The sequence below is a fragment of the Dialister sp. genome (assembly GCF_047832375.1).
In the GTDB taxonomy this organism is placed as follows: Bacteria; Bacillota; Negativicutes; order Veillonellales; family Dialisteraceae; genus Dialister.
Genome location: NZ_CP181256.1, coordinates 1,443,396 through 1,466,620 on the forward strand (window position 1 = coordinate 1,443,396; position 23,225 = coordinate 1,466,620).

18 protein-coding genes are annotated in these 23,225 nt (G+C 44.5%); all 18 read right to left on the reverse strand.

From position 1 onward, the window contains the following. Positions 1–3 precede the first annotated feature (3 nt). Positions 4–981 (reverse strand): PD-(D/E)XK motif protein, encoded by a 978-nt coding sequence (locus ACFWUL_RS05795; RefSeq protein WP_416178084.1) that lies wholly within the window; start codon positions 979–981, stop codon positions 4–6. Then, complete coding sequence (locus tag ACFWUL_RS05800) at positions 968–3,820, reverse strand: Z1 domain-containing protein (protein WP_416178085.1); 2,853 nt, start codon at positions 3,818–3,820, stop codon at positions 968–970. The genes ACFWUL_RS05795 and ACFWUL_RS05800 overlap by 14 nt, the downstream gene beginning before the upstream one ends. 107 nt (positions 3,821–3,927) lie before the next feature. Continuing rightward, the gene (locus ACFWUL_RS05805) at positions 3,928–4,128 is read right to left on the reverse strand and encodes a hypothetical protein (RefSeq protein WP_416178086.1); all 201 of its coding nucleotides are present in this window, start codon (positions 4,126–4,128) and stop codon (positions 3,928–3,930) included. After that, positions 4,121–5,632, reverse strand: coding sequence for an ATP-binding protein (locus ACFWUL_RS05810; protein ID WP_416178087.1), 1,512 nt, complete (start codon positions 5,630–5,632; stop codon positions 4,121–4,123). The genes ACFWUL_RS05805 and ACFWUL_RS05810 overlap by 8 nt, the downstream gene beginning before the upstream one ends. A 35-nt stretch (positions 5,633–5,667) precedes the next feature. Continuing rightward, positions 5,668–6,114 carry a very short patch repair endonuclease gene (locus ACFWUL_RS05815; RefSeq protein WP_416178088.1) on the reverse strand — a complete coding sequence of 149 codons (447 nt, stop codon included), beginning with the start codon at positions 6,112–6,114 and terminating at the stop codon, positions 5,668–5,670. A gap of 2 nt (positions 6,115–6,116) precedes the next feature. Beyond that, entirely contained in the window at positions 6,117–7,769 is a 1,653-nt protein-coding gene (locus ACFWUL_RS05820) for a restriction endonuclease FokI C-terminal domain-containing protein (protein ID WP_416178089.1), read from the reverse strand. 31 nt (positions 7,770–7,800) lie between these two features. After that, a complete protein-coding gene (locus ACFWUL_RS05825) occupies positions 7,801–8,865 on the reverse strand; it encodes a DNA cytosine methyltransferase (RefSeq protein WP_416178090.1) in 1,065 nt (354 codons plus the stop codon). A gap of 171 nt (positions 8,866–9,036) precedes the next feature. Further along, positions 9,037–11,049 (reverse strand): DNA/RNA helicase domain-containing protein, encoded by a 2,013-nt coding sequence (locus tag ACFWUL_RS05830; protein WP_416178091.1) that lies wholly within the window; start codon positions 11,047–11,049, stop codon positions 9,037–9,039. A 351-nt stretch (positions 11,050–11,400) separates the two neighbouring features. Then, a complete protein-coding gene (locus ACFWUL_RS05835) occupies positions 11,401–12,675 on the reverse strand; it encodes a DNA polymerase (protein ID WP_416178092.1) in 1,275 nt (424 codons plus the stop codon). Positions 12,676–12,835: 160 nt separating this feature from the next. After that, positions 12,836–13,882 carry a hypothetical protein gene (locus tag ACFWUL_RS05840; RefSeq protein ID WP_416178093.1) on the reverse strand — a complete coding sequence of 349 codons (1,047 nt, stop codon included), beginning with the start codon at positions 13,880–13,882 and terminating at the stop codon, positions 12,836–12,838. A gap of 1,065 nt (positions 13,883–14,947) precedes the next feature. Next, entirely contained in the window at positions 14,948–15,115 is a 168-nt protein-coding gene (locus tag ACFWUL_RS05845; protein ID WP_297041640.1) for a hypothetical protein, read from the reverse strand. A gap of 463 nt (positions 15,116–15,578) precedes the next feature. Further along, a complete protein-coding gene (locus tag ACFWUL_RS05850; RefSeq protein ID WP_416178094.1) occupies positions 15,579–15,806 on the reverse strand; it encodes a DUF1659 domain-containing protein in 228 nt (75 codons plus the stop codon). Positions 15,807–15,820: 14 nt separating this feature from the next. Further along, positions 15,821–16,027, reverse strand: coding sequence for a DUF2922 domain-containing protein (locus ACFWUL_RS05855; protein ID WP_416178095.1), 207 nt, complete (start codon positions 16,025–16,027; stop codon positions 15,821–15,823). A gap of 123 nt (positions 16,028–16,150) precedes the next feature. Next, positions 16,151–16,756 (reverse strand): RNA polymerase sigma factor, encoded by a 606-nt coding sequence (locus tag ACFWUL_RS05860; protein ID WP_416178096.1) that lies wholly within the window; start codon positions 16,754–16,756, stop codon positions 16,151–16,153. Positions 16,757–19,840: 3,084 nt separating this feature from the next. Beyond that, entirely contained in the window at positions 19,841–21,418 is a 1,578-nt protein-coding gene (locus ACFWUL_RS05865; protein WP_297020808.1) for an IS1182 family transposase, read from the reverse strand. A 549-nt stretch (positions 21,419–21,967) separates the two neighbouring features. After that, positions 21,968–22,246: a DUF4160 domain-containing protein gene (locus ACFWUL_RS05870; protein WP_297021427.1), complete on the reverse strand. Its 279-nt coding sequence runs from the start codon at positions 22,244–22,246 to the stop codon at positions 21,968–21,970. A gap of 3 nt (positions 22,247–22,249) precedes the next feature. Beyond that, the gene (locus ACFWUL_RS05875) at positions 22,250–22,471 is read right to left on the reverse strand and encodes a hypothetical protein (protein ID WP_297021429.1); all 222 of its coding nucleotides are present in this window, start codon (positions 22,469–22,471) and stop codon (positions 22,250–22,252) included. Then, positions 22,464–22,718 (reverse strand): hypothetical protein, encoded by a 255-nt coding sequence (locus tag ACFWUL_RS05880; RefSeq protein WP_416178097.1) that lies wholly within the window; start codon positions 22,716–22,718, stop codon positions 22,464–22,466. The genes ACFWUL_RS05875 and ACFWUL_RS05880 overlap by 8 nt, the downstream gene beginning before the upstream one ends. Positions 22,719–23,225 lie beyond the last annotated feature (507 nt).

Consider the following 23,225-nt stretch of genomic DNA (forward strand, 5'->3'; position numbering starts at 1 on the left):
ATGTTAGTCCTTTAAAAGATCAACAATTGCACTAAAATCAGATAAGTATTTATCGCAGTCATTCAGATACAGTACGTATTTAACGTCCGTTATCGCTGCCGGAATCACGTGTCTTGTAAGTCTTGGAAAATCATCTTTCACTTCATAGACCCTGCGCTCTACAGCCGTAAATTTGTCGGAATACTGATCCCGCAGGTTGTCACTATAACCAACAAGTCCCAGACTGGCATCAAACATGGACTTTCTATCTTCCGGAATCATTCCCTTGACCTGATCGATCAATTCAGGCAAAGTCATACCGTTCAAATTGTCAGGAATCAGACGATAGGCTGCTAAAAATAGCCGGCTTCCAGAGTGATCCTCATTAAGCGTCAACTGTCCAATATCAGAAATATGCACTTTTGCCAATTCATTGGCAGTCGTAGTTTTTACTTCAAGACATACATTTTCAGTCTGGTAATCTTGGGCAGATTTCTGAGGTCCATTCCACCATTTATCGGCTTCAGCAATACCTGCCTCAAACTGCTGTTTCATGCAGAATAATTCGCCGAAAAGGCCTACCTCTACATTGTGACTTAGCTTCTCTTCTTTTTTTGCTGTAAAGAATTCAGCCCAAGATGAAATTCTTTCGCATATCTTGTCTGTATAATGCTTAGCATCATTTATCCCATGAAGAGACGTTAATATATCTTTTGCAATAATTGTGAATTCATCGTTCTGCTTCTCACTGCCAGAGAGCAATATAAGGCTGGTGCAGCCATTCTGCTCGTACCCCGTCTTCTTGACTAAAAGTTCCAGACCTTCATAGTCGCGAAGTTTATTCAGCTGTAAAGTCAAAGCATCTGGAAACTCTATATACAGGCAGCGTTTACTATCAATTGTACCAATATAAGTACGGCAGAGCAGATCACTGCAGACAAGCTTCCTCATACCATTTTGATTGGCGTTTTCTAAATCTTCCCAGATATCAATAAGTTCCATCGTCATTACCTTCATCTTTTACGCTATTTTCCATATAAACTTCATCCACTTTATATTCAACTTCTTTAGCCGTTGGACTAGCTGGGAAACTAATTGCATATCCAACATACGTATCATCGTACACTGTTGGAACCTGTCCTTCTTCTTTACCATCAATGCCTGACTTCAGTACATAAATCAGGAGCAGTGCATTTTTCTTGTTCCGATTCATTCTGACAAACCGGCCAGATGGCTCATCTATACTCTCCTTTTTTGCCTTTGGATGAAGTTCGTTGTATTCTTCAAGAGTTTCCTTCAATGCCTTGTTGTACTGATTTTCGTCCAAATCAATAGCTTGATGCTTAGGAGTAATCAGATTGTTATTATTCATAACGACTACATCGCTGTCGTCAAATTCCTTAGCACTGGCGTCAGTACGCCAAACCGGTCTAACAGTCAGATTCCCAATAGTTATTGGATGCTGCGCTTCCTTGGGACTTCTAGAATTATCAACAGAGATAAGAGCAACCGTCCAGTCTGTTAATTCTCCTTCCCGGTTCTGCGCCTCAATATATTGACTCAGAAGATGTGCAGAGGCAAATGTATTTTCTGGATGTACCTTAATTACGTTCAAAAAATTAAAAATCTTATCAGCCGCAACATGTTTCCAAATAAACGGCTCTGGTGTATTTCCATCATGCGGCACTGGATTTCCTAAAGAAGAGGTCCAGTTACTAAGGCCACTGATATTTTCCTTATTAAGTGGATTGTCTTTATAAAATTTTGTTGTCTGAATCAGATGACCTGCAAACGTTACCTTTCTGGTTTCTGAATTCCGCATCTTATTTAGTGCGGTAATAATCATACCATCCGGATGAGTACGAACCTTTAAACCATAAGTTTCAGGAGTGGCACCTGCCGCTGCCATATCATCAAGTTCCTGTCGGAATTCCTTATTAACTAAGGCAATATGACGATACCATTTAGCCAGTACCCGGCTAGTATACAAACGGCATACATCGGCATATCCATTTCTAAACCCGAACCAGCGTCCCATCTGTAGGAGAGTATCGTACATCTTTGAAGTACGAGTATAATAGCTTACCGTAAGGCCTTCCAATGTCAATCCTCTAGATAATTTATCGCCACCTACAGCAATAACGCTGAGACCGGTCTTCGCATATTCATCATATTTCAAACCGCCATCGGCTGCCTTACCGTTGACTGCCTTGACTTCGATTTTTGATGCATTTGGATATAATAGCGGTTCAATATCATCCCAGCCAAGTGTAGTGATACCAGAATCATCGATAGATTTCTGTACCTCCTTTGTTGTAGGCAGGAAATCTTCATTCCACAGCTTTTTCATTACACCAATCAGCTGTTCATACTGAGGACCAGTTTTCATCTTCAGTTCATTGACGATGTTTTTCATCAAAGGATTAAGAATATCTACAATCTGTTTCTGCACTTCAACGAAACGGGTCACATGAATCAGCATTGATTTATGGCTGGTTCCCTGCCCTCTCGCATCTCGTACAGCGCAGGACAGGATAAAAGCACAAATGGCTTCCTTCATGGAATCCGGAATTCCCTTTACTTTTAAACTGGACTTATGTTTTTCTGGGAAGAATAAGTCATAATCAGTAATAGTTCGAATCAACGGCAGGGGTTTCGTTTTTTCCGTATTAGATGCCTTATCTTCATCAAGGCCAAATACCTTTTCTGGTCCAATATAATTAGATGGAGCATGAAGATTTACGATGAAACTCCGCGGATACAGGTCTTCACCAAATTCATCATCCAGCTCATTTCCTTCATTTGGATAAATAAAGATATTCGCAAATGGAGTAGCCGTATAGCCTACATAGGCACTCTGGGTAAAGCAGTTCAAGATCCGGCGGATGTAACCATTAATAGCGGTCGGATCCTGCTCTTTCCAATCACTTTCATCAATCCCCATTTTTTTACCAGCCTTCGTATCGATGGAAGCATTATCAGCTTCATCATCGATCAAAAGTAATGGTATATTAGCAATTTTTCCAGAAGCGTTGACATGGGTAAACCAATCAAGCAGATTTTTCAGAGGGGTCACGTTCTTTTTTACTACAGCAATAACGGGATCTCCACCAGGAGTAATAGTAATAGATGAATGTACAGACTTTTTATAATCACCATTAGATGCACTGCTGGTTACAGCAGTAACTGGTGGAACCTTAAATCCGGGAATAAGCCCGGCTCCAATGACATTAGAGCCCTGATCATGATTTTTGGATTTAGATGTATCTCTCCCTAAAAAGCCCTTATCAATACGCTTTTGTGTCTGACTTCTTAAATCATTGTTAAGGCCAGCTAATACAATAATTACCTTGTATCCTGCGTCTACTGCTTTAGAAATAAGACCTACATAATTGCTGGTTTTACCAGATTGAATATTACCAACTACCATACCACGGCGGTCCCATTCCCCTTTCCGTCTAGGACTTTCTAACAAACCCAAAATGGTATCTGTGGCATCATCGATACTATCTACAACTCGGAGTGGGAATTTTTCCTGTTTAATCAGGTATTGTTTATAGCGCTCCCAGTAATTCCATTGGATGGCAGCTCGCTCATTAGAAAGCCACTGTTCATGCTCTTTCTGGTCACTTAAGGAAGTAATAATACCCCCATCAGTATTTACCGATTCGAGAACTTTTCTGAGAAACTTCTCTTTATCCACAGTTTCTCCTTCATACATGGAACTGAATATTGGAAGAAGCTGGTCATACTTTTCTTCAATAAGCTTAGCTGTTGGTTTGGCAGACGATGCTGCAAACATGAGCAATGCATCATACAAGGAATCATATAATTTAGCCATTTTTTACTCCTTTTCTTCCTAAAATATTTCCACGATCTCAGACTTATCTTCATATTCGAATTATTCAAAAATCAGTACTTAGATTTCCTCTGGTCACTAAGGAATTATTAATTCTTTGCGTCTGTATTTACTGACTCAAGGATTTTCCTAAGAACTTTCTCCTTATCTATAGTCTCGCCTTTATACTGGGACCTAAGCAAGGGAAGCAGCTGATCATACTTTTTATCAATAAGCATAGCTGTTGGTTTGGCAGATGAATAAGCAAATTTGAGCAATGATTCATACATAGAATTAAACAGATTATCCATTGTCTTTCTCCTTTTCTTCCCTAAATGTTTCCACAATTTCAGGTTTATAGATAAAAGGCTCTATGGAAGCAATACCTTGAATGGCCTCTTCTGAACTCATGCCACCATCCAGATATATCTGATACAGTTCTTCCATCGCTTTCTTCAAGTCACTATCATCCATCCCATCAAGGGGCTGCATCATCTTATCAGCATGCTCAGAGTAATCAGAAATAATGGCAGGAACGGGAATCGTTTCTTCCAGCATCTTCAACAGCTGCTCAATTTCTTTTTTCGCATCTGATTTCAAGAGCTGCTGTATAAAAGGATGGCTTCGATTGATTGCATATCCAATTTTCTTATCTTTGATGCGCTGGCTCCATAAGAATGTCTGGCTGGTCTTACTAGAACGGGCGAGTTTCTTCCCACGGTGTCGAAATACCTGGGAAGATAAGCGCTGGGTTGCTATAGCAATCCGCTTTAATTCAGCCTGTTTCGATACAGGTGGAACTGCCGTCGATTTCTTAACATCAATACTCCATTCCTTATCCTGCCCATTGTCGATATCAATCCGGATTCTCGCCAGCTTATACTGTTCCTTTTTCTGCATTCCCGGAAGCAGCCAGTTTCCAGAAACGATCATTCGATGATTTCGATAGATATAAAATCCCTGCTGCGCCGTCCAGCCTCTTACACCTGCATACTTCTCATAGTCTGCCGCCGTAATTTTGCTTCTGTGTGGAAGAACGTAAGGACGTACCGTAACCTCGTGTCCATGAATAAAGAAACTTTCCTGTGGCTGCTGCTCTCCAGATGGATGGCAGTCCGTCATAAATGGGTCCCACGGCTCTATGAGATTATCATTGATGAACATCTGAACTTTATGCTTACCGGGTAAGCCAAACATAAAGTCAGAGAAAACTTCAGCAATATGAGATTCCACTTCTGAACCATACCGTAAGAACGCTTCCTGGTAGCTTTCATCCTGAATATGTTCATCCGGTATAATCCGATCAAGATCTTCCCAAACTACAATAGTCCCATGGTTATGGGAGTCAAAGAATTCATTGACTACCCTATTTGCAGTATCAGAGCCATCTTTAAGGAGAATCCAGTCATTCATTTTGGAGAGAATGTCCAAATCCCACCGTCGTTTATGTACAGTTTCCTCTCCCGTTTTTGTCCCAACAGTAAATTTACGGCACTGTGAAAAAGATGCTGTTTTCAAGCCAAGGCCGAATCGTCCCAAATCGTCGTTTTCCCTTTCTTCCAAAGGATTTTTACTGCCAGGCCGCATGGCTTCGACAAGTTCATCTTCTGTCATTCCGTTCCCATTATCAGCTATGGAAATCCATGGATGCCCATCATTCCAGTCGAAACGCACCCATACCTTATCCGCTCCAGCGGTCAAGCTATTGTCGATGAGATCGGCTACTGCTGTCTTAATATCATAGCCAAATGCCCGCATGGATTGAATTAATGCCGCCGCATGGGGTGCATCTTTTTCATAATCACAATCAATCATAAAACAGTCCCCTTCTGCCAAATGAACAAAGCCGTTCAATTATCATGATTTAAAGTTGTGCCTTTATGGTCTTCTATAATTTCACGAATTTGGCTGACGCAATTTTCAGGATTTTTCTTGATTTCTTTTCCCCAGAACCGGATGACCGTCCATCCCATAGATTCTATTTCATGGGTTACTTCCATGTCTCTATGAATATTACGATCAATTTTCTTTGTCCAATATTCACTGTTGTTGCTATGAGTCAGCCTCTGCCTAAGCCCTTTCCAATCTTTACCGTGGAAAAACTCACCATCACAGAAAATGGCAATCTTATATTTTGTAATGGCGATATCCGGTTTGCCTGGAAGCTTATCATAATACTTCCGATACCGTATTCCCGCATTCCATAGAGCTTTCCGCAGAATTGTTTCAATTTTGGTGTTCTTGGAGCGGATATGCTGCATATTTCTCCTACGCTGGGCTGGAGTCATATCATCCATTATTACTCACCATACTTATCCGTGATTTTAATAGCTACTTTCTGCAAAGTACCTCTATTCTGCGGATAAGCAGCTATCGGTCCTCCGCTGATATCCTGCAGACGAATCTGTCGGTCCATACCAAAAAGTTCACGAAGTTCCGCATGACTGTAGGTTCTCTTTCCAGTAGTCTGGTTCTCCACCATTTTGATGAAGTTTGAAACCGTAATACCGGAACCATGTACCCCAGATTCCTGCACCTCATCCAGAACCTGCCTGTCAAAGTTTTTGGCAAATCCACCGGCTATATAAGCGAAATAACCGATAGGATATTGGCAGGAACTATAGTTATGAATTTTATCTATATAGTTATGCACCATCCGGTTATGGTGGTCTCCGGTAATACTGTATTTGCTGTATGCCTTGTTATCGATAATAGACTGATACCCTTCTGAATCAGAAATAAGAAGGATATCTGGTGCCGATTTGCTACCTGTCTGCCCAAGATGAATGGCATTGTAGCCAAAGACATCCCGGAAAAGATCTGTTGTTGCTTTTTCGAAATCAACAGCCTCTTCTGTTCCCTTGAAAGCCATTTCGAAATAGGATGCCAGGAATGCGCCGATAGAACCATGGGGATAGTTCTTTTGGATAGTGTCTTCAACTAAGTTATCAACAATCCCTGTATCATCAGAGATTTCCTGAATCAAAGAAGTTGTTACCCCTATAATCGGCCTCTTCATGGCGATTCGTATATAGGCTTGCTTAATCTTCATCTCAGCAATGATTTTTTCAGTAATGGTCTTTGTCTTTTCCAGATTTCTGGTATCCTTGCGATGCTTAGGATCCAGTCCATACTTTCGCTGGAAAAATTCGTGATCTTCCGGTCGTTCAATAAACGGAAACTTTAACGATAAAATATGACGGACCTCATCCTGTTTTTCATCCAAAATGACAAGATGTTTTGCTTCATCCCTCTTGGCCAGCTGGGTATATTCAATCCAATTAATCATTGTGTTGGCAATATCGATGAGGTGACTAAAAGGATGATCCGGATTGACTTGGCCTCTAGACGGTTTGTATTGTTCAAAAAAATCGGACTGAAGGCAGCTGTCTCCATAACTCCTAAACTGGAGAATCCGGTCTACCACATGCTCATAGCAGCGGTCTGACTCATTTTCAGCCTCAACAATAACAATTTTTGCAATTTCATCTTGCGTCAAATATTGAACTCTAGAATCGTCTAATAGCCGCAGGAGAAAGAGAAAAGGATGAATCTTAAAGCGGCGGTTTACTTGAACTCCACGGCTGATGGAAAAGGCGGATGGAAACTGGTATTTTAAGACCTGCATTGTCAAAATCTGAACTGGAGAATCTCCATTCATGATTGCTTCGCCAGCCAGTGTCAATTTGATCTGCCGGGTCTTAGCCTGATGAAAAATAAGGCCCAATGATTCCAGCCAAGCTTGGTAGGTACGGCCGCCGGAGCCACTCTGGTCCCTGCGGATACCTACTCGTTTCAAGCCAGCCTTTTCAAGGGCTTCTTCATATTTCAGCTGTGTTCCCCGCTGACCTTCCCACTCTTGGTTTAAAGAAATATCAGCAAAAGCTGCCAATACCTCTGGAATACTGTCCAATCGTCTCTTCGGCCTTGTAACCCACCAATAATTCAGCATAATCAATCCCTCACATTTTCATTGATTTCCGCTATTCCTTAAGGTTTGGTGCCACCCATGGATATTCTATGCCCGCAAAACTGTTTAATACTGCTGTCAGAACAATTTTAGAAAGCCTGCAGGGAACTGCCATCCCTATCTGCTTTCTGACAGATGAATATTTTCCTACGAATTCATAATCATCCGGGAAAGTTTGTAATTTGGCTCTTTCTCGATTAGTGAGCTCTCTATTTAACCAGTGGTACATAAATGTTCCGCCGCCACCAGCTGCCGTTACAGTATAGGCCGGTTTTCCCGGATCTAACTTACGATAAATTTGGCTGATTCTTGTCTTTGTATGAATTTTTAACTCATCCGGGAGGTGACCAGCTTCCTCTGCCTGCCAGACATTTTCTCCTGGACGAATATAGGTAAGTCTCCTTTGAACTTTGGGCACCAATTTACGAATTTCGTTATTGGGGGCACCACGAGAAATTTGAGAAAATGCATATCCTGCACTATTATCCACCCATGCATACTGCGCAGGATCGGGTACATGGAATTCCACATCTAAATCATTCCGTATTCCCACAATGATGACTCTGTGCCTAGTCTGGGGGACCCCGTACTGCTCTGCCTTGTACAGGTTCACGGTAAGCTTATATCCAGACTCTCTCATATCATTCAGAATGATTTTAAAATCTCCGGACCCCGCGCTGCGGATACCACTGACATTTTCCGCAATAAACCATTTCGGTTTATACTGCCTGAGTACTTCAATGCCATACCAATAGAGCTGGCCAAATTTCTCATTGGCCAATCCCTGATGTTCCCCAACATTGGAAAATGAATTGCATGGAAAACCATAAGCGAAGGCATCAATCGGCCCCAATGATTTGATATCCAGTTTTCGAACATCCATGCAATGGACAGACTCCGGTGAATTGGGACAAATATTTTTGATATATGTATCGCATGTATCTCTGTCAAAATCGTTAGCCCAGGCATGGGTAATCTGAAATCTGCCATCATTACTCTGAGCATGAAGCGCTCCATAAGCAATCCCGCCAGGGCCACAAAAAAGTTCTCCCAGTTTGAAAGTTTGTACTTTATCCATTAAGCACTCCTGTAATATATATTTGAAGATACGATTTGTATTTTTCTATATAAATAGTACTATTTCAGCATGACAAGAATTGTCAGCGAAAAAGCGTCCAGTATCATTTCTATTATATCAGACTCATTTCTTTTATGAAAAGATGAGTTTAATTCATAAGAATGCCCACCTTCAGTCTAATGGCTGAATACCACAGGAGATAAGGTAATCATAAATAGCATCGTAGTAATCATGATTTCTTGTGGGATCTATGTCTGGATCCACCCCATGTGGGACAAATAAAACCATCCCCTGTCGGGCTCTTGTCAAAAGTACTCTATAAGAATTTAAAAGGTACCTCTGTTGTTCTGGTTTATGACGGTGTACCCATTTTGCTCCTCTGAAATTGTAATATTCCCAGGAATCACTCTTTTCGTTTCTCCGAAGGTCTGCATCCCAGCACACCAGCCCCCAGTCAATCTCCAGCCCCTGAACCTTAAATTCACTGGCTGCAATCTCAAGCATATTAGAAGATCTCATATCATTGCTGGGTGCAAGGAACCAATTCTTCACATCAATGTCTTTGGCAACATAAATGCCTTCCGGTTTCAAACGCTGGGCACTACTGCAAGCCAAAACGCCGCATCTCTGGGAACCCCTGACCTGCCCCCTCACCCATTCCTTAGCCTTTGCATAATTTCTGGTAATGAATATGGGATATTTGACATGAATTTCGTTATATATACTGCGGGCTTTTTTAGGGTTATTATCCAGTAAATTGTCCACAAACTGACACTGTTTGTCTGCCCGGAAAGACCGAATAGACGTTTTTAAGTGCAAAGCTGGAACCGGATGGCATCTGGGACAGCCCTCTATCATTTCTCTGTCAATCTGTTTATCCTCTACCTGATCAAAGATATCTGGAGAATAGTACATTTCCCAGTTCGGAAAATCATTGACTCCACAATTGAACCACTCATTAATCCCAACTTCGCCATCGTAAATGTCCTGTCCCAATCCCACGAGACAGATCATCACCGCCCAGTCCTGATGACGGTCCATAATACTGTACATTAAATGGGGTTCACTGACTGACATAGATGGTTCGTTATTATGTTTCTTCGCCATCTGTTCCTTATTCCAGACACGCTGGGCTTCGTCAAATATCAGAATATTTTCAGCCGTAGGATGTTTTGTTAGCATGTTATCTTTCTTAAATCCATAACTGCTCTGTATTAAGGCTTCTATAGCTGCTTTGGTCTCATGATTAAGTTTCCTTTTGTTCAGAGTTTTAACACTCTGCTTTAAAGCCTCCCGCAGTACTTCCACAAGTGGACCGTTGCCTGATATATAAACACTGAGATTATGCGTCGCTCCTTCCTGCTCTGCTTTTAGATTCTTAGCCACTACATCAAGGCCAACCAATGTTTTCCCTGCTCCTGGCACTCCCGTAATAAAGCAAACACATTTCTTCTTATTTACCTTAGCATAAGAAATGATTTTATTAATCTCATTTTCACAGGAATCAATATTATCCTGACCAGCCTCGGAATTTGCAATTTCACTAATATCATGAGTTGTATATGCTTCTACAGCCGCTGCGATTATCGTAGGAGTTGGATGATAGGGAGAATTGAACCACTTATTAAAATCTATAACCTCATCACTGCCATATTTACCAATAAGAAGCTGTACTTTGGGGATAAGGGTTTCAATATTCTCTCTTTGCAGATAAATCTGCTTATCCGGATAGCAGCCCAAAGACTGTTCTTTTTTATACTTATCTGCATCAGTGGCTACCAAAATAGGACAAACATAAAGATCTTCTGATTCTTTATGGAAATTCTTGATATCAATGGCATAGTCCTCGGCCTGCTGGGCATCCTGGGCAGTGTAAATGTTTTTCCCATTTTTAAACTCCAGGGAAAATACCATATGTCGAATCAATAGGACTACATCTATACGCTTGCCAAGGCGTACAATATCATATTCAAATATGATATCCCCTTCCATCTGGCAGGCTTCCAATCTCCTCTGGAGCTCACTGACCTGATTGTTCCATGCATCCCTTTGATCAATACTCACCTCAAAGGCATGATTAACCAGCTGACCAATAATTGAAGTAGAATCATCTTTAATAAATCCGGGAATAGAATTCCAGTAATAGGCTTTACCATTTTGCGTTGAGAAAGTATATTTTGCCATTGTGACTGTCCTTGTTCAATAACCTTTAACCTGCGATCTTAACTACATTCGCAGCCTTAGTACCAGTAATATAGCTATTATCATTTATTTTATCATATTTTAACCTTGCATTTTACTCCTTACAAATTATAACCGTCATCTAAAATTCGCCAGGGTCAATAAAAAAGCCGTGGCTTGAAACAGCTTGCCACGACTATTACGTCAGAACGTTACCAAAATAATATGATTTTGCGGCGGAGCCGCCATACCACCAGCGGCCCCAGTGCGCCAGCACCCACTACCATCCACCCGCTCACACGTCCCTCAGCCTCACAGTGCCGCAGGATGACTACCTAGACCTAGATCTTTGTCTCAGTCCTTCTTGTAATACCATGTCTGATAACCGTCTGCGCGAAGCACCAACCCCGACATCCAGTTTGGCATTTCTGCCATAGTATCTGTAATCTCACACAGTCTCGTATCTTCCGGGCACTCGATAATCAGCTCATCGTGGACATGGCCGCAGATGTATCGATCCTGCAGGTTCTTCATGGCGTGACAAAGGATATCCCGTGATACGGCCTGAATGATATTTTCCACGAATTTGGGACCATAGGACTCTATCCGCTCCCATTTCTTCGTAGCTCCCACGCCCATGTAGGTGATGACTTTATAGCCTTTATCTCCCATCTTCATGGCAGCCCCTACGTAAGCAAGTCTCCGGCCGGAAGGAAGTTCGATGAAAAGGATACCCTTCTGCATGAAGATGGTGAGAGTGCCTACTCTCATGATCCGGTGGTTTTCGATAGCCTCTTTCACTGCCCGGTCTACTTTCCACCAGAAATCTACGATGTGAGGGTTCGTGGTGCGCCAGGATGTGACCAATGGTTTCAGTTCTTCTTCTGTGAGGCCCATATCCAGGGCTCCCATGGCCTTCAGGGCTCCTTCTCCGCCGCCATAGCCCAGGGCGAGCTCTGCAATCTTTCCTTTCTGCCGGAGGTCGCCGTGGATGCCGTGCTTAACTACTGGCACATGGAACATGGCAGAAGCACTGGCAGCGTAGATATCACCGTCCTTGGCGAAGACTTCCATCCGCCACCGTTCTCCCGCCATGTAGGAGAGCACCCTTGCCTCGATGGCGGAGAAATCGGAGACAATGAATTTATAACCCTTCCGAGGGATGAAGGCGGTCCGGATGAGCTGGGAAAGCACGTCCGTCACTTCATCGTAGAAGAAGGAGAGCTTTTCATAGTCCCAGTCCTTTACCATCTTTCTTGCCAGGTCCAGGTCTTCCATGCTGTTTCGCGGGAGGTTCTGCAGCTGGATCCGCCGCCCCGCCCACCGGCCGCTTCGGGCGGCGCCGTAGAACTGGAACATGCCCCTCGCCCTGCCGTCGCTGCAGGTGGAGTCTGCCATGGCCCCGTACTTGGCCAGAGACGACTTCTGGGCCTGGCTGTAGAGGACGAGGGCCTCATGGATATCGCCGGACGTATGGGCGATAAAGTGGGCCCTTTCCTTTTTACAGAGGGTGTGGGTGATGTGGTCCTTCGAAAAGAGCCACTTCTTCATCTGCACAGGAGACCGGGGATTGGAGAGGCCTGTCAAAGCATACTGTAGGACTCCATTTCCGTGTTTCAGTGCAGTCAAACAAATAGGCCCGCACAAAAAAGGCCCCTATCCAATGATAGGAACCTCTTTGTTTTTGAGAAAGATGATTTCCCACTGATCAGGTGGAAATCATCGCTGTTCGTTATTTGATTTCCGAAGATGAAGAATCTTCTTCCTCTTCGTCGTCTTCTGCGGAAAACTACCATTTCTGGCTAAAAGGACTCAAGCAGCCGTTCATCATTTTTATATGGTTCAAACTCCGGTTGGCAGCTTCCACGATTTCCGTCATAGCAAGAGACGGAGCGATAGCCGCTTCAAGGACTTTTCCAATGCCCGCAAGTTTTTCATTATAAGCAATCTCCTGCATCGTAGAAATGGGTAAAGATTTGGTGAGGACTTTATTTACCCACAGAGACTGTACATTATTTACTGCTTCTGGAATTCCCGGTACTTCTAGAGAAATCTGCGGTTTCGAAAACTCTCCTTCCGCTTTTTCCTCTTCCTGTGCAGAATCCCCTAGCACTGCAGCCTTATAGACCTTTCTGGATACTTCTTTCGCCAGAATTTTCCGGTCATCCGATTCCGATACATCCCAGTCCATGGCTTCTTGCATTTTCGTCATGAACTGCTGCTGCTCTTCAGGAGTTCTTTTTATTACAGCCTGCACGAGTTCGTCAATAGAAGTCTGTCGTTCTTTGTTATCTACCAGAGGGGCTCCATAGACCTTCTGCTCCAAATGAGCCTCACAATCCTCCGCCCGCAGCCTGAAAGGTGTATCACCGTGGATATTAGGAATTATTTTAAAAGTCTCACAAGCCTTATCGAATCGGTCCAATAAAGAGTTTCGTTTGCATTCTGTATGGATGCGGACTGGCTCATTCTGACCAGCAAGTTGAAATAATTCCATGTTTGCGAACCCATCGGAACCTGTATATACCGATTTCACATCCATTAGTGATACGAAGCCATTTCCTCCCCCACAGTTATAAATCTTGACAGGTACAAGAATCAGGCCGTTAGAAAATTCATAGGCAATTCCGCGGCGGGATTTAAAAATGGAAATTTTCCGTACAGTTATATGACTGGCTTCCATATCCTGTAAATACTGATTTAAATAAGTATTTACAGAACAATAGATGGGCGTCATTTTCCCATTATTGTCAAATAATGCCAATGAACTGGCGTATTTCCCATTCAGATTGGGAATCAGGCATCGAAGTTTTCTATATGTTTTTTCATTTTCCATGAAAACCTCCAAATCGTTTACGATAATGGATATAGTTGGATCTATTTCGATTATCCGTACTTTCTTGATAACCCATCTCCTCTTTCATAAAAATCATTAAATCCTGCTCCTCCTATTGCGGGAAACCATTTCCCCTGTACCTCAGTCCTTATCAAACAAAAAGGAAATACAACGGGCTTGACTGCCATTCGGGAAAGAATACATTATCCAAAGCCGCTCATGTATACTGCAGGAAAAACAGCCTAGCTGAAGGAGGGCACCATATACATGGACTATGAAGCAATGGTCATCTTTCTGCTTCCGACCGAATAAATTTTTCTAGAATCCCCTTTTAAGATTAAATAAGAATTTATTCGCTGTATATATGATATCATATACCTCCCCCAATAAATCAATACATACTGTAACTGTGTATCCAGTCGGATATACAGCAGGATCATCTTCTCACGATTCGTGAGCTCTCTAGCCGAATAATAACTTATATTTACTGGATGTTTATGCACTTAAAATTGTCAGTAAATAGAATCGTATACAAAATATAAGTCCAAATTGAGGACAATTTTAGTTATTTTAGAAAGGTTGAAATGAAATATAGGAAAACATAGGAACGGATAGTAATGGATAACAATGGTAGAGGGAGCATTTGAATTTTTCTTCATCTGATAAAGAAATAAGAACTTATGTACTTTGAATATGCATACTTATTCACAGGGTCATTTGGTGGGATCTTATTTTATTCACAACTATAGAATTTTTCTATAATATATAATAAAAAGGGAAATTTGGGGTCAGAATAAATGTGTAAATTACGTTTTGGCGAGTTGTTGGTATCTGTGGTTGGCGGGCGGCTGAACATATGAATGGAGCTGAGGGTTGTGGGTGGTTCGCACCGGGGCCGTGGGCCTTCCCAAAACCGCAACCCTTATCCCCATTCACTCGAGTGGCCGGGTGCCAACACCAATCCCAACAACTTGACAAACTTAATTTTCCCATCGAGTAGGAGGCGGGCTTCGGCCCGCCGACCTCTCACACCACCGTACGTACCGTTCGGTATACGGCGGTTCTTTAGTTTTCGCATTCCTGCTTATGCAAGTCTGCGATGATGTTGTTGTTTTCAGCAATCCTCACATGGATGGGCACTCCGGCATATCCTTGCTGTTCTGCAGCTGCTTTCTGCCAGTAGTCTTCTTTCTGAAGTTGTCTGCCTTTAAGCCCATGGTTGGTTACTTTCATTGACTAACATCTCCTAAAGTTCGGCCCTTCCCAGATGCCTATGAGCCATCTGGTACTATGGCCTCTGCTGACTTCTCACGGCAAATCTTATTTCAACCACAGCACAGCCCAGTAAATACAGCCTTATTATGCTGTGTCCGTGAGACCTCCCCAGGTAAGAACGCACTCTTTCTCTCCATATATCCGCCACATGTACTCTGCAGGATTCCGTACAGCTATGGGACTTCAGTTTGTCATGCAACCTTATCCATCCTGCCGTAGCCTTATGTGGTTCTTGTACATCGGACCGGAGATTTGCCTGCACCTTCCTTCAGATTCCACCTCACGATGGACACCCTTGGTGTTCGGCTATGACCTTCCCGCTGTCGGGCGGTCTAGGGACTTTCACCCTTAAGAGTGCGCCCATGCTGGGCGCACAAGTAAAAGGTCCGCCCCGGTTGGAGCGGACCTTTTATTTCACCGGTCAGACGGATTCAGCAAGGTCATAGGTATTGACCAGCTTCAGCCCGGACAGGTTCGTGGACAGGAGTCCTGCCACTGCATTTCCTGCTGCCAGAAGTTCTTCATCGGTAGCGGTGAGTTTCACCTGGGAGAAGGAAATGTTTTTCGTGGATTTCTTGCCCGATGCGGTGGTCCCGTTTTCGACAACCACCAGAAGTTTCAGATCGGTCATAGATTTAACGGCTGCCATGATACTTTACCTCCTTACGCCAATTCTTCCGTAGTGGTGGTAGAAATGGTGGCTCTGGTAAGAGCCGTCACTTCGGCGCCGCTGCGGGTTACCAGGATGGGAATCAGTTTGGCTGCTGCCGTATTTACTTCTTCCCTCGTGAGCCCTTCTTTGGGGTTTGCCAGGGTAATGGTCATATCCGTTTTCCCGGCGGTTGCAAAAATGAGATTTAGAGTTTTCATAATTTTTACTCCTTTGAGGGGTAATATGTTTCCGGATTTTTCAACAGCCGCGGTTCCGTTGTTCCGGTTCTTTTTCGTCCCCTCTGAACCTAATATCGGAAAAGTTCCGCTTCAGTCACCCCCTCAGGCAAAATATTTTTGGAAATCTTCACTCCTTTTGAGCTTCTCACAGATTGCATTCTTATGTTTATAGACATTCTTTTTGGACAGGTGACAATAGTCAGCCATGGCCGCCCAGGGAATGCCTTTCATCCGGAGTCTTAGAAGGGTTTCCTGCCTTTCTGTCAGCTGGGCATTGTGAATCAGCATTTCCACCTCCCCCGCCGTCAATTTCTGATCTTCCATGACATACCAGTTCTGCAGGGCACCATCGAGCATGATTTCCCCTGAAAGGAGCCGGTCATGGGTTTCGCTGTCCTTAGCTCCCTGATGGGAAAGTTCTTTTTCATGCTGTCTTACATAATCCACTGCCCGACGGCGCAGGATTGCTGAAATCCAGGGGGTAAAGGCAAAGTTCCTCTCTTTTAGGTAAAGGGGAACCATTTCCAGAAAATGGACCCAGAGGGTCTGGGCCATATCTTCCCGATCAATGGTTTCATAGGAAGTTACGGACAGCTTGTAAATAAGACGATGGAATCGGTGACACAGGAGGGTTAGAGACTCTTTGTCTCCTGTCCGGGCCATTTTTACCAGTCTCTCGATTTCTTTATATGCAATTTTGTTTTTCATGGGGAAAATCCTCTGTTTCCCCGAAGCGCGCTCCGGAATAGTACCGGCCTGGCTGTACTATACCATCACTTTTTTCGACTCCTGTTCAATTTCCTCTCATTTTCATCTCATAAAACTCCGTTCGAGAATGGCGAACGGTTTAAATATCCTGTTCAGCATTCTCGAACGTACAATCTCTCTGCTTCGCCCCCCTCGAACGAACAAAAAATCGTCCAAAAGTCCGTATGGTGTGAAAGACTCGATAGTGTCGAAGGAAAATGGCAATTCAGAAATTTAAAAAGGGACTTGACAGGTTTTCAAAAATCCTGGCAAGTCCTTGGTAAAGATAGAATGCTGCACCTGCTTTCAGCAGACCGGTGATGCTGTTCCCACTGATGTGCATAACAAAAAACAGAAAAGCATTCGGAAGGGCACCAGGTAAGTTCAACCGGTGAATCAGGCGTCCGCGCTTTGGCAGTCTGCACCGGATTTGTGCTCTCGAAGAAACCGGTATCGGTCATCACCCATACCTATTCGGAGCTCTCCGCTCAGTGTTGCTCGGAACTGTCGTCAAGGGAGGAAAGTCCTGTGACTGCGCTTCCATTCTGCTTTTCTGTTCTGATTTTTTCTTGCTTTTTCTTTCCTTCATTCCCCGTCCGGACGGATTCTTTGGGAAAGGAGAGGCTTCGTGAAAGGGAAATTTCCCGGCTCCTCGGGTCCTCCCCGCTCCCTTCGGTACCATGGATGGAAGGAAACCTTTGGAAAACCCTTGGAACGTCTCATGAGGTCTTTCATTCACCCCTCTGATACTAATATCGTTAAAAAACTCCCCCAGTCACCCCGTGAACAGGAAATATTTTCATCAGAATTTCCACAAAATCCCCAAATTTATAAAGGCAATTTACAGTAAAATTCCCACTTCTTAATTTTCCCGGGAAGTTTCTGCTTATATACACCAATCTTCTACTGAGGCAACCTACTGAAACCTGAACTTTAAACCGACCAGCCCCTGCGGGCCACTTCCGACAGTTTACCTACAGCTAACCCCACCCTGGCGGGAGCCCCTGCCCGACTTCGCTGGGAAAGGGTTCACTGGATTTTCGCTCGCTAACGCTCACTACAGCACAGCTATCAGCGACTCACGACAATTTGTGCGTCGCTACGCTCCTTCAAATTGTGTTCGCTGCTGTAACTCCAGTTCGCTTGCTTCCCCAAGGAAGGGGCCTCGTGCTGAGGCATCTTCACGTTATAGGGTCAGATTCTTTAGGATTCCATCTGCGGCGAAGCCGCTGGCCGCCTAGACACTAGACCTGGCTACTAGCTACTTTGACTTTGGACACATTAAATACCTGCTGCCAACAAACCGTAAACACACCAAGAAGACCCGGTGTCCGTAGAGTGCAAGAATTTGTCCAATGAATCAGACGCCAGCGTGAAGGGCGTAACCGAAGTTATCCCCAAACTGAACTTGTCGTCAGAGGATCAAAAGCATGAGCTACTCTAAAGTCCTGAGCCTTCCATATAGGGTTGTTTTTAGCGAGAATAACCGGTTATCCTGCTGCTGATTCCCGGTTTTTCACCAAGGCCTTGGCTATTTCCCCAGGTTCTTTAGCAGGATCCTATTTATTTTCGCCATCCTCGATGGCCATGGAGGGGGGACTCAAGCAGACGTCCATGGAAGTGACCAGCTTCATAGAACCTTCCCGTAGCTAGCAGTTGGGAAATATGAAATTGGACTTATCCATTCCAGAGGCTTTTTATCCCTCTACTATATACATAACGCGAGATGTCATTTTGTGAACATGGAGAGGGGAATTTTTTTCAAAAAATATGTTGGAGTGATTGGCCAGGTGCGGGTAATAGACCGAGATCGAGGCCGAGGTCGAGGGAATCCGCCTGCGGCGCTATGTGGCTAGTCAGCGTGCGGACGGACGGGGCTTTGAGCCTTCAGCCTTGAGCCTTGAGCTGGACAGGCCCTTCGGGCAAATGAGATCGAGACCGAGATCGAGGTCGAGGGGATTTGGCCCTGCGGGCCGGTCCCATCCGTTCCTATCAGCTAACCCCACCCTGGCGGGAGCCCCTGCCCGACTTTGCTGGGGAAAGTGTCTCACTGATTTCTCAGTCGCCTGCGGCTCCCTACGAAATCAGTTCGCTTACTTCCCCGAGGAAGGGGCCTACTTTAGAGTCATCAGGATTCCAACAGCGGCGGAGCCGCCAATGAAAAGTCCCCCTTTCTCAAAGGGGGATGTCACGAAGTGACAGAGGGATTCTGAAGAAAAGCGCCGCAGGCTGGTTTGTCTTTAACCTCCCCCATCTATGGGGGAGGTGGCGCCGTAGGCAACGGAGGGGGTTCTCGCTAAAGTTGCTCCAACCGTTTTCCATCAACAACACCAGCCGCTTCGCGGCAAATGCACACCAACTGCACTGGATGGCGTCTCACTGGATGCTCTGTCGCCTACGGCTCCCTGCAGCACAGCTATCAGCGACTCACGACAATTTGTGCGTCGCTACGCTCCTTCGCTACGGCTGTCACCGACTCACGATGATTTGTGCGTCGCTAACGCTCCTTCAAATCATGTTCGCTGGTGCAACTTGTGTTCGCTGCTGTGACTCCAGTTCCCTTGCCACCCCAAAGGGGGAAGTGAGACATATACCTGCAGCGCTTTCCATCGGAATCCCTCACCCCCGTGGGGAGCATTCCGGCCGGGCCCTGAAAGGAAGGCGCTTTTATGTGCAGAAAAAGCGCCAACTTGGGCCCGGCTCAGAGGTCCTATGCAGGACCTCTGCCTTTGGAAAAGGGAGCCTACTGCTGAGGCATTTGCACGTTATTTGTGCAGAGTCATCAGGATCCCAACAGCGGCGAAGCCGCTATGGAAAAGTCTCCTTCCTTGGGAAGGAGGTGGCTGCGAAGCAGACGGAGGTTAGCTGAAGCGTGCGCCGCAGGCGAAATTCGCGGTGTTAACTGCTACTGGATAGGGGGCTGTGAAAAAATGAGAAATCATTTTTATTCACAGCCTCCTTTTTTGTATTCCAGTTAAATATCCATTTATTTTGCTGAAATTGAGTATACTTCCCCCTTTCCCCAGTCATCCCAATTATTTTATTTTATGCTGCTCTTCGCATTCTCATGCGTTTATGGTAATGTTTATTCAGATTTTGGCCTATCGCCATGAGGTAAATCTCTACTTTTACAGGATTCGTACCTCTTCTGACGATTCTCTTGTATCCGTGGTCGTTTTTTATGATTCCAAAAGTACCTTCCGACTGGATGGAACGGTTCATTCTGAGCAGGGCTCCCTGAATACTTTCCAGGTTGGCGATGACTTCTTTATGCATGGAAGTCAGTTCCTGATTAATCTGAACTGTCCGGTTTCTTGGTGTCCTTTTACATTTCTCGGCATAGGGGCATCCGCTACAGTCTTCACACTGGTAAATCTCTTCCTGGCGCCCGTAGTGGTTACCTGGAATCGACTTTCTGTATTGGAGCCTGAATGCCCTGCCGAAGGGGCAGCGCATGATTCCGTTGGCATCAATTGTAAAATTCTCCGCCCGGAATGGGTTATCCCTGTACTTGGCATCGCTTGTCTGTTTCTTAAACATGGGGAATTTCATGAATTTTTTCATGCCATGCTGTTCGCAGTAGATATAGTTGTTAAATGAGCCATATCCCGCATCTGCTACCGGGTATTTCGGATAAAAATGATAGGTCTTATGGAACTTTTCTATCAGGGGAATGAAGCAGTCCATATCTGACCGGCACTGGCTGACATCCAAAACGGCAATATATTCGTCGGCGATGCCAAACTGCACGTTGTATGCAGGAAGAAGCTGGTCATTACCTACATAATCCTTCTTTACCCGCATAAATGTAGCTGAAGGATCAGTTTTCGAGTAGCTGTTTCGATTAGGGCCGCAGATCCTTATCTTTTCTCCATATTCCCTGAGTTTATCCGTATATTGCTTTAGCTTTTCACACATACGCTGGTGTGGAGTCTTGCGATGTCCCGGACCATGGACAAATTCCTTTTCATCCAGATTCCAGAAGCGTTCAAGAGCTTCCAGCTTTTCCTCCAGATAATCCGGAACGTATTCGGTGCTCGTTTCTATTGTTGCTCCTTCTGTTGCCAGCTCGCAGTTAATTTCATTCAGCAGTGACGTAATCTTCTCATACAGGTGATACCGGGATTTTATAGTTGTTTTTTTCCACACCCAGCTGTATTTATTGGCGTTGGCCTCCATTTTGGTGCCATCAATATAAAGATGGTTGAGATCGACGTGGTCTTCCTTGAAGATTTCTGCATTAACCGCATTGAAAATGTCCTCAATACAATTGGCTAGAACTTTGTTGATAAAGTTTGCAAAAGTGCGGTAACTGGGAGCCTGACCGTCTGAGAGGTAAATAAATCGCAGATCTGTACGGCAGGCCTTCTCCAGGCTGCGTAAAGAACAATACCCCAGCATAAATCCGAAAAGCACGAGTTTAAGTAAAATGACCGGATTGTATCCGATGCGGCCTGCAGAGCAGTGGGACTGTACCGGAAGATATTTTCTTAATCCTATAGCCTCCATTAAATGGTCAAATTCAAAAACAGGGTCATCAATTGGCAGATAAGATGCAATAGACAGTGGCAAAAAGCCCTGCCGTGGGGTACAATGATAACTGGTATTTTTGCATTTCATCATAACACTATAATACCACTGAAAAAGGTGTCCGGCTCGCTTGAGTCAGACACCTTTTTTGGCGACTGTTTTAATTCAATTATTTCACAGCCCCATGTCTGCGAAGCAGACAGAGGGATTCTGACGGGATTGCGGCGAAGCCGCTGGACCGGGGCTCTCAACTCTCAAATCTCAACTCTATCTTTGAACCCCCCGTCACAGTCATTTACCAGGGAGATCTCTCGACTCATCGTAGCTGTAGCTATTCTTATCAGTAGAATCACTTAGTATTCTTCCTCCGCTCGAGATGACGAGTTATGGTTAATGGGATATATCTTGTAATCAGTTTATGTCAATCCCAACTGCGGCGTCAGCCGCTCGCCCACCTCATGCCCCCGGTGCGAAGCACCCACAACCTGGTTGGCGAGCGCAGCGATGTCAACCCACCACCTTTATGAACCATCCACCTGTCTGGGGCATAAGTCATCCCGCATATCCCGCGGCGAAGCCGCTACCGGATGTTTAAAGTTTTTCCTGCACTAAAAAAGTGGCAGTTTTTACTGCCACTTCGGGTTATTTTTCATAGAAGCCATTTTCACTGTACTCAGCCCATTTCAGGTACATTTCTTTATAGTTTTCTTTTATAAAGGACTGGATTTTTTTGATCTCTCTATCATTAAGCAATCCTTTATTCTGCAATATGGAGTCCCCATTGGATTTAACAAAGAATTTTGCAGAACCCGCTTCCGTCAGCTTTCGATCACTTGCATGGACGTGCATGCATTCGATAATACAGAAAGAAGTGAAGTAAAGGTAATAACCAGCTATTTTAAATTCATAGTATTTTGGCATTGGTTATTCCTCCAGATTGTCCCGATTTCTTCTGAAATATTCCTTCACAATATCTATTTCTATATCGTCCATGGATGTCTCCAATACATCTCCGGTATTAGAAATCACCGCTGCTTTATCAGGGCGATTGAGATTCAGTATCCTATATCCGTGGTTGCATTTTGTAAACGCATAGCCATTGACAATCATATCCGCAAGGTCAGCAATCTTTTCAATATCAGGCATTCTCCAGTTTGACCTCCTTTATATTCTGCAAGAATTTTTCCGGTGAAATATAGAGGTCCTTCAGGATGGGAACCAGGTCGATGTATTCTTCTTCCGGCTGTGGGTTGTGTTTGTATTTCGCCATGACCACCAGGTAGCCGTGGTCCCATTCTTTGATGGCTGTATATCTTTCCAAAGAATAAGGCGCTTTAAAGCGAATCGTATAAGGACCATATCTGAAAATGGTGTAATGCTTCTCATTACCCAAACGAGCACATCCCATGGTTGTCACCGTCCTTCCTGCATACTTCTGCCTGCTCTCTTGTATTCATTATACAGAATCCCTCCTCTTTCGTCTAATACCTCCACTTCCACCTGTAAAAAGCGGGTCCGGCCCTGTGGGCAAATGAGATTGAGACCGAGGTCGAGGTCGAGGGGATTTGGCCCTGCGGGCCGGTCCCATCAGTTCCCATCAGCTAACTCCAGCCCCGTGGGGAAATTAGATCTAGTACCTAGGTCTAGATCTAGACGGATAGGCCCTGCGGGCCAGTTCCATCAAGTTTCCATCGGCTAACCCCAGCCCGGTGGGCAGCCCCTTCCCAAGGAAGGGGGCCTCGGGATGAGTCAAAAGCACGTTATTGTGTAGAGTCTTTAGGATCCCAACTGCGGCTTCGCCGCGAACCGTTAGCCTCCTTCCTTGGGAAGGAGGTGGCGCCGCCAGGCGACGGAGGTTAGCTGTTGGAAGCGCCGCAGGCCGATTCTTTGCGGCGTCAGC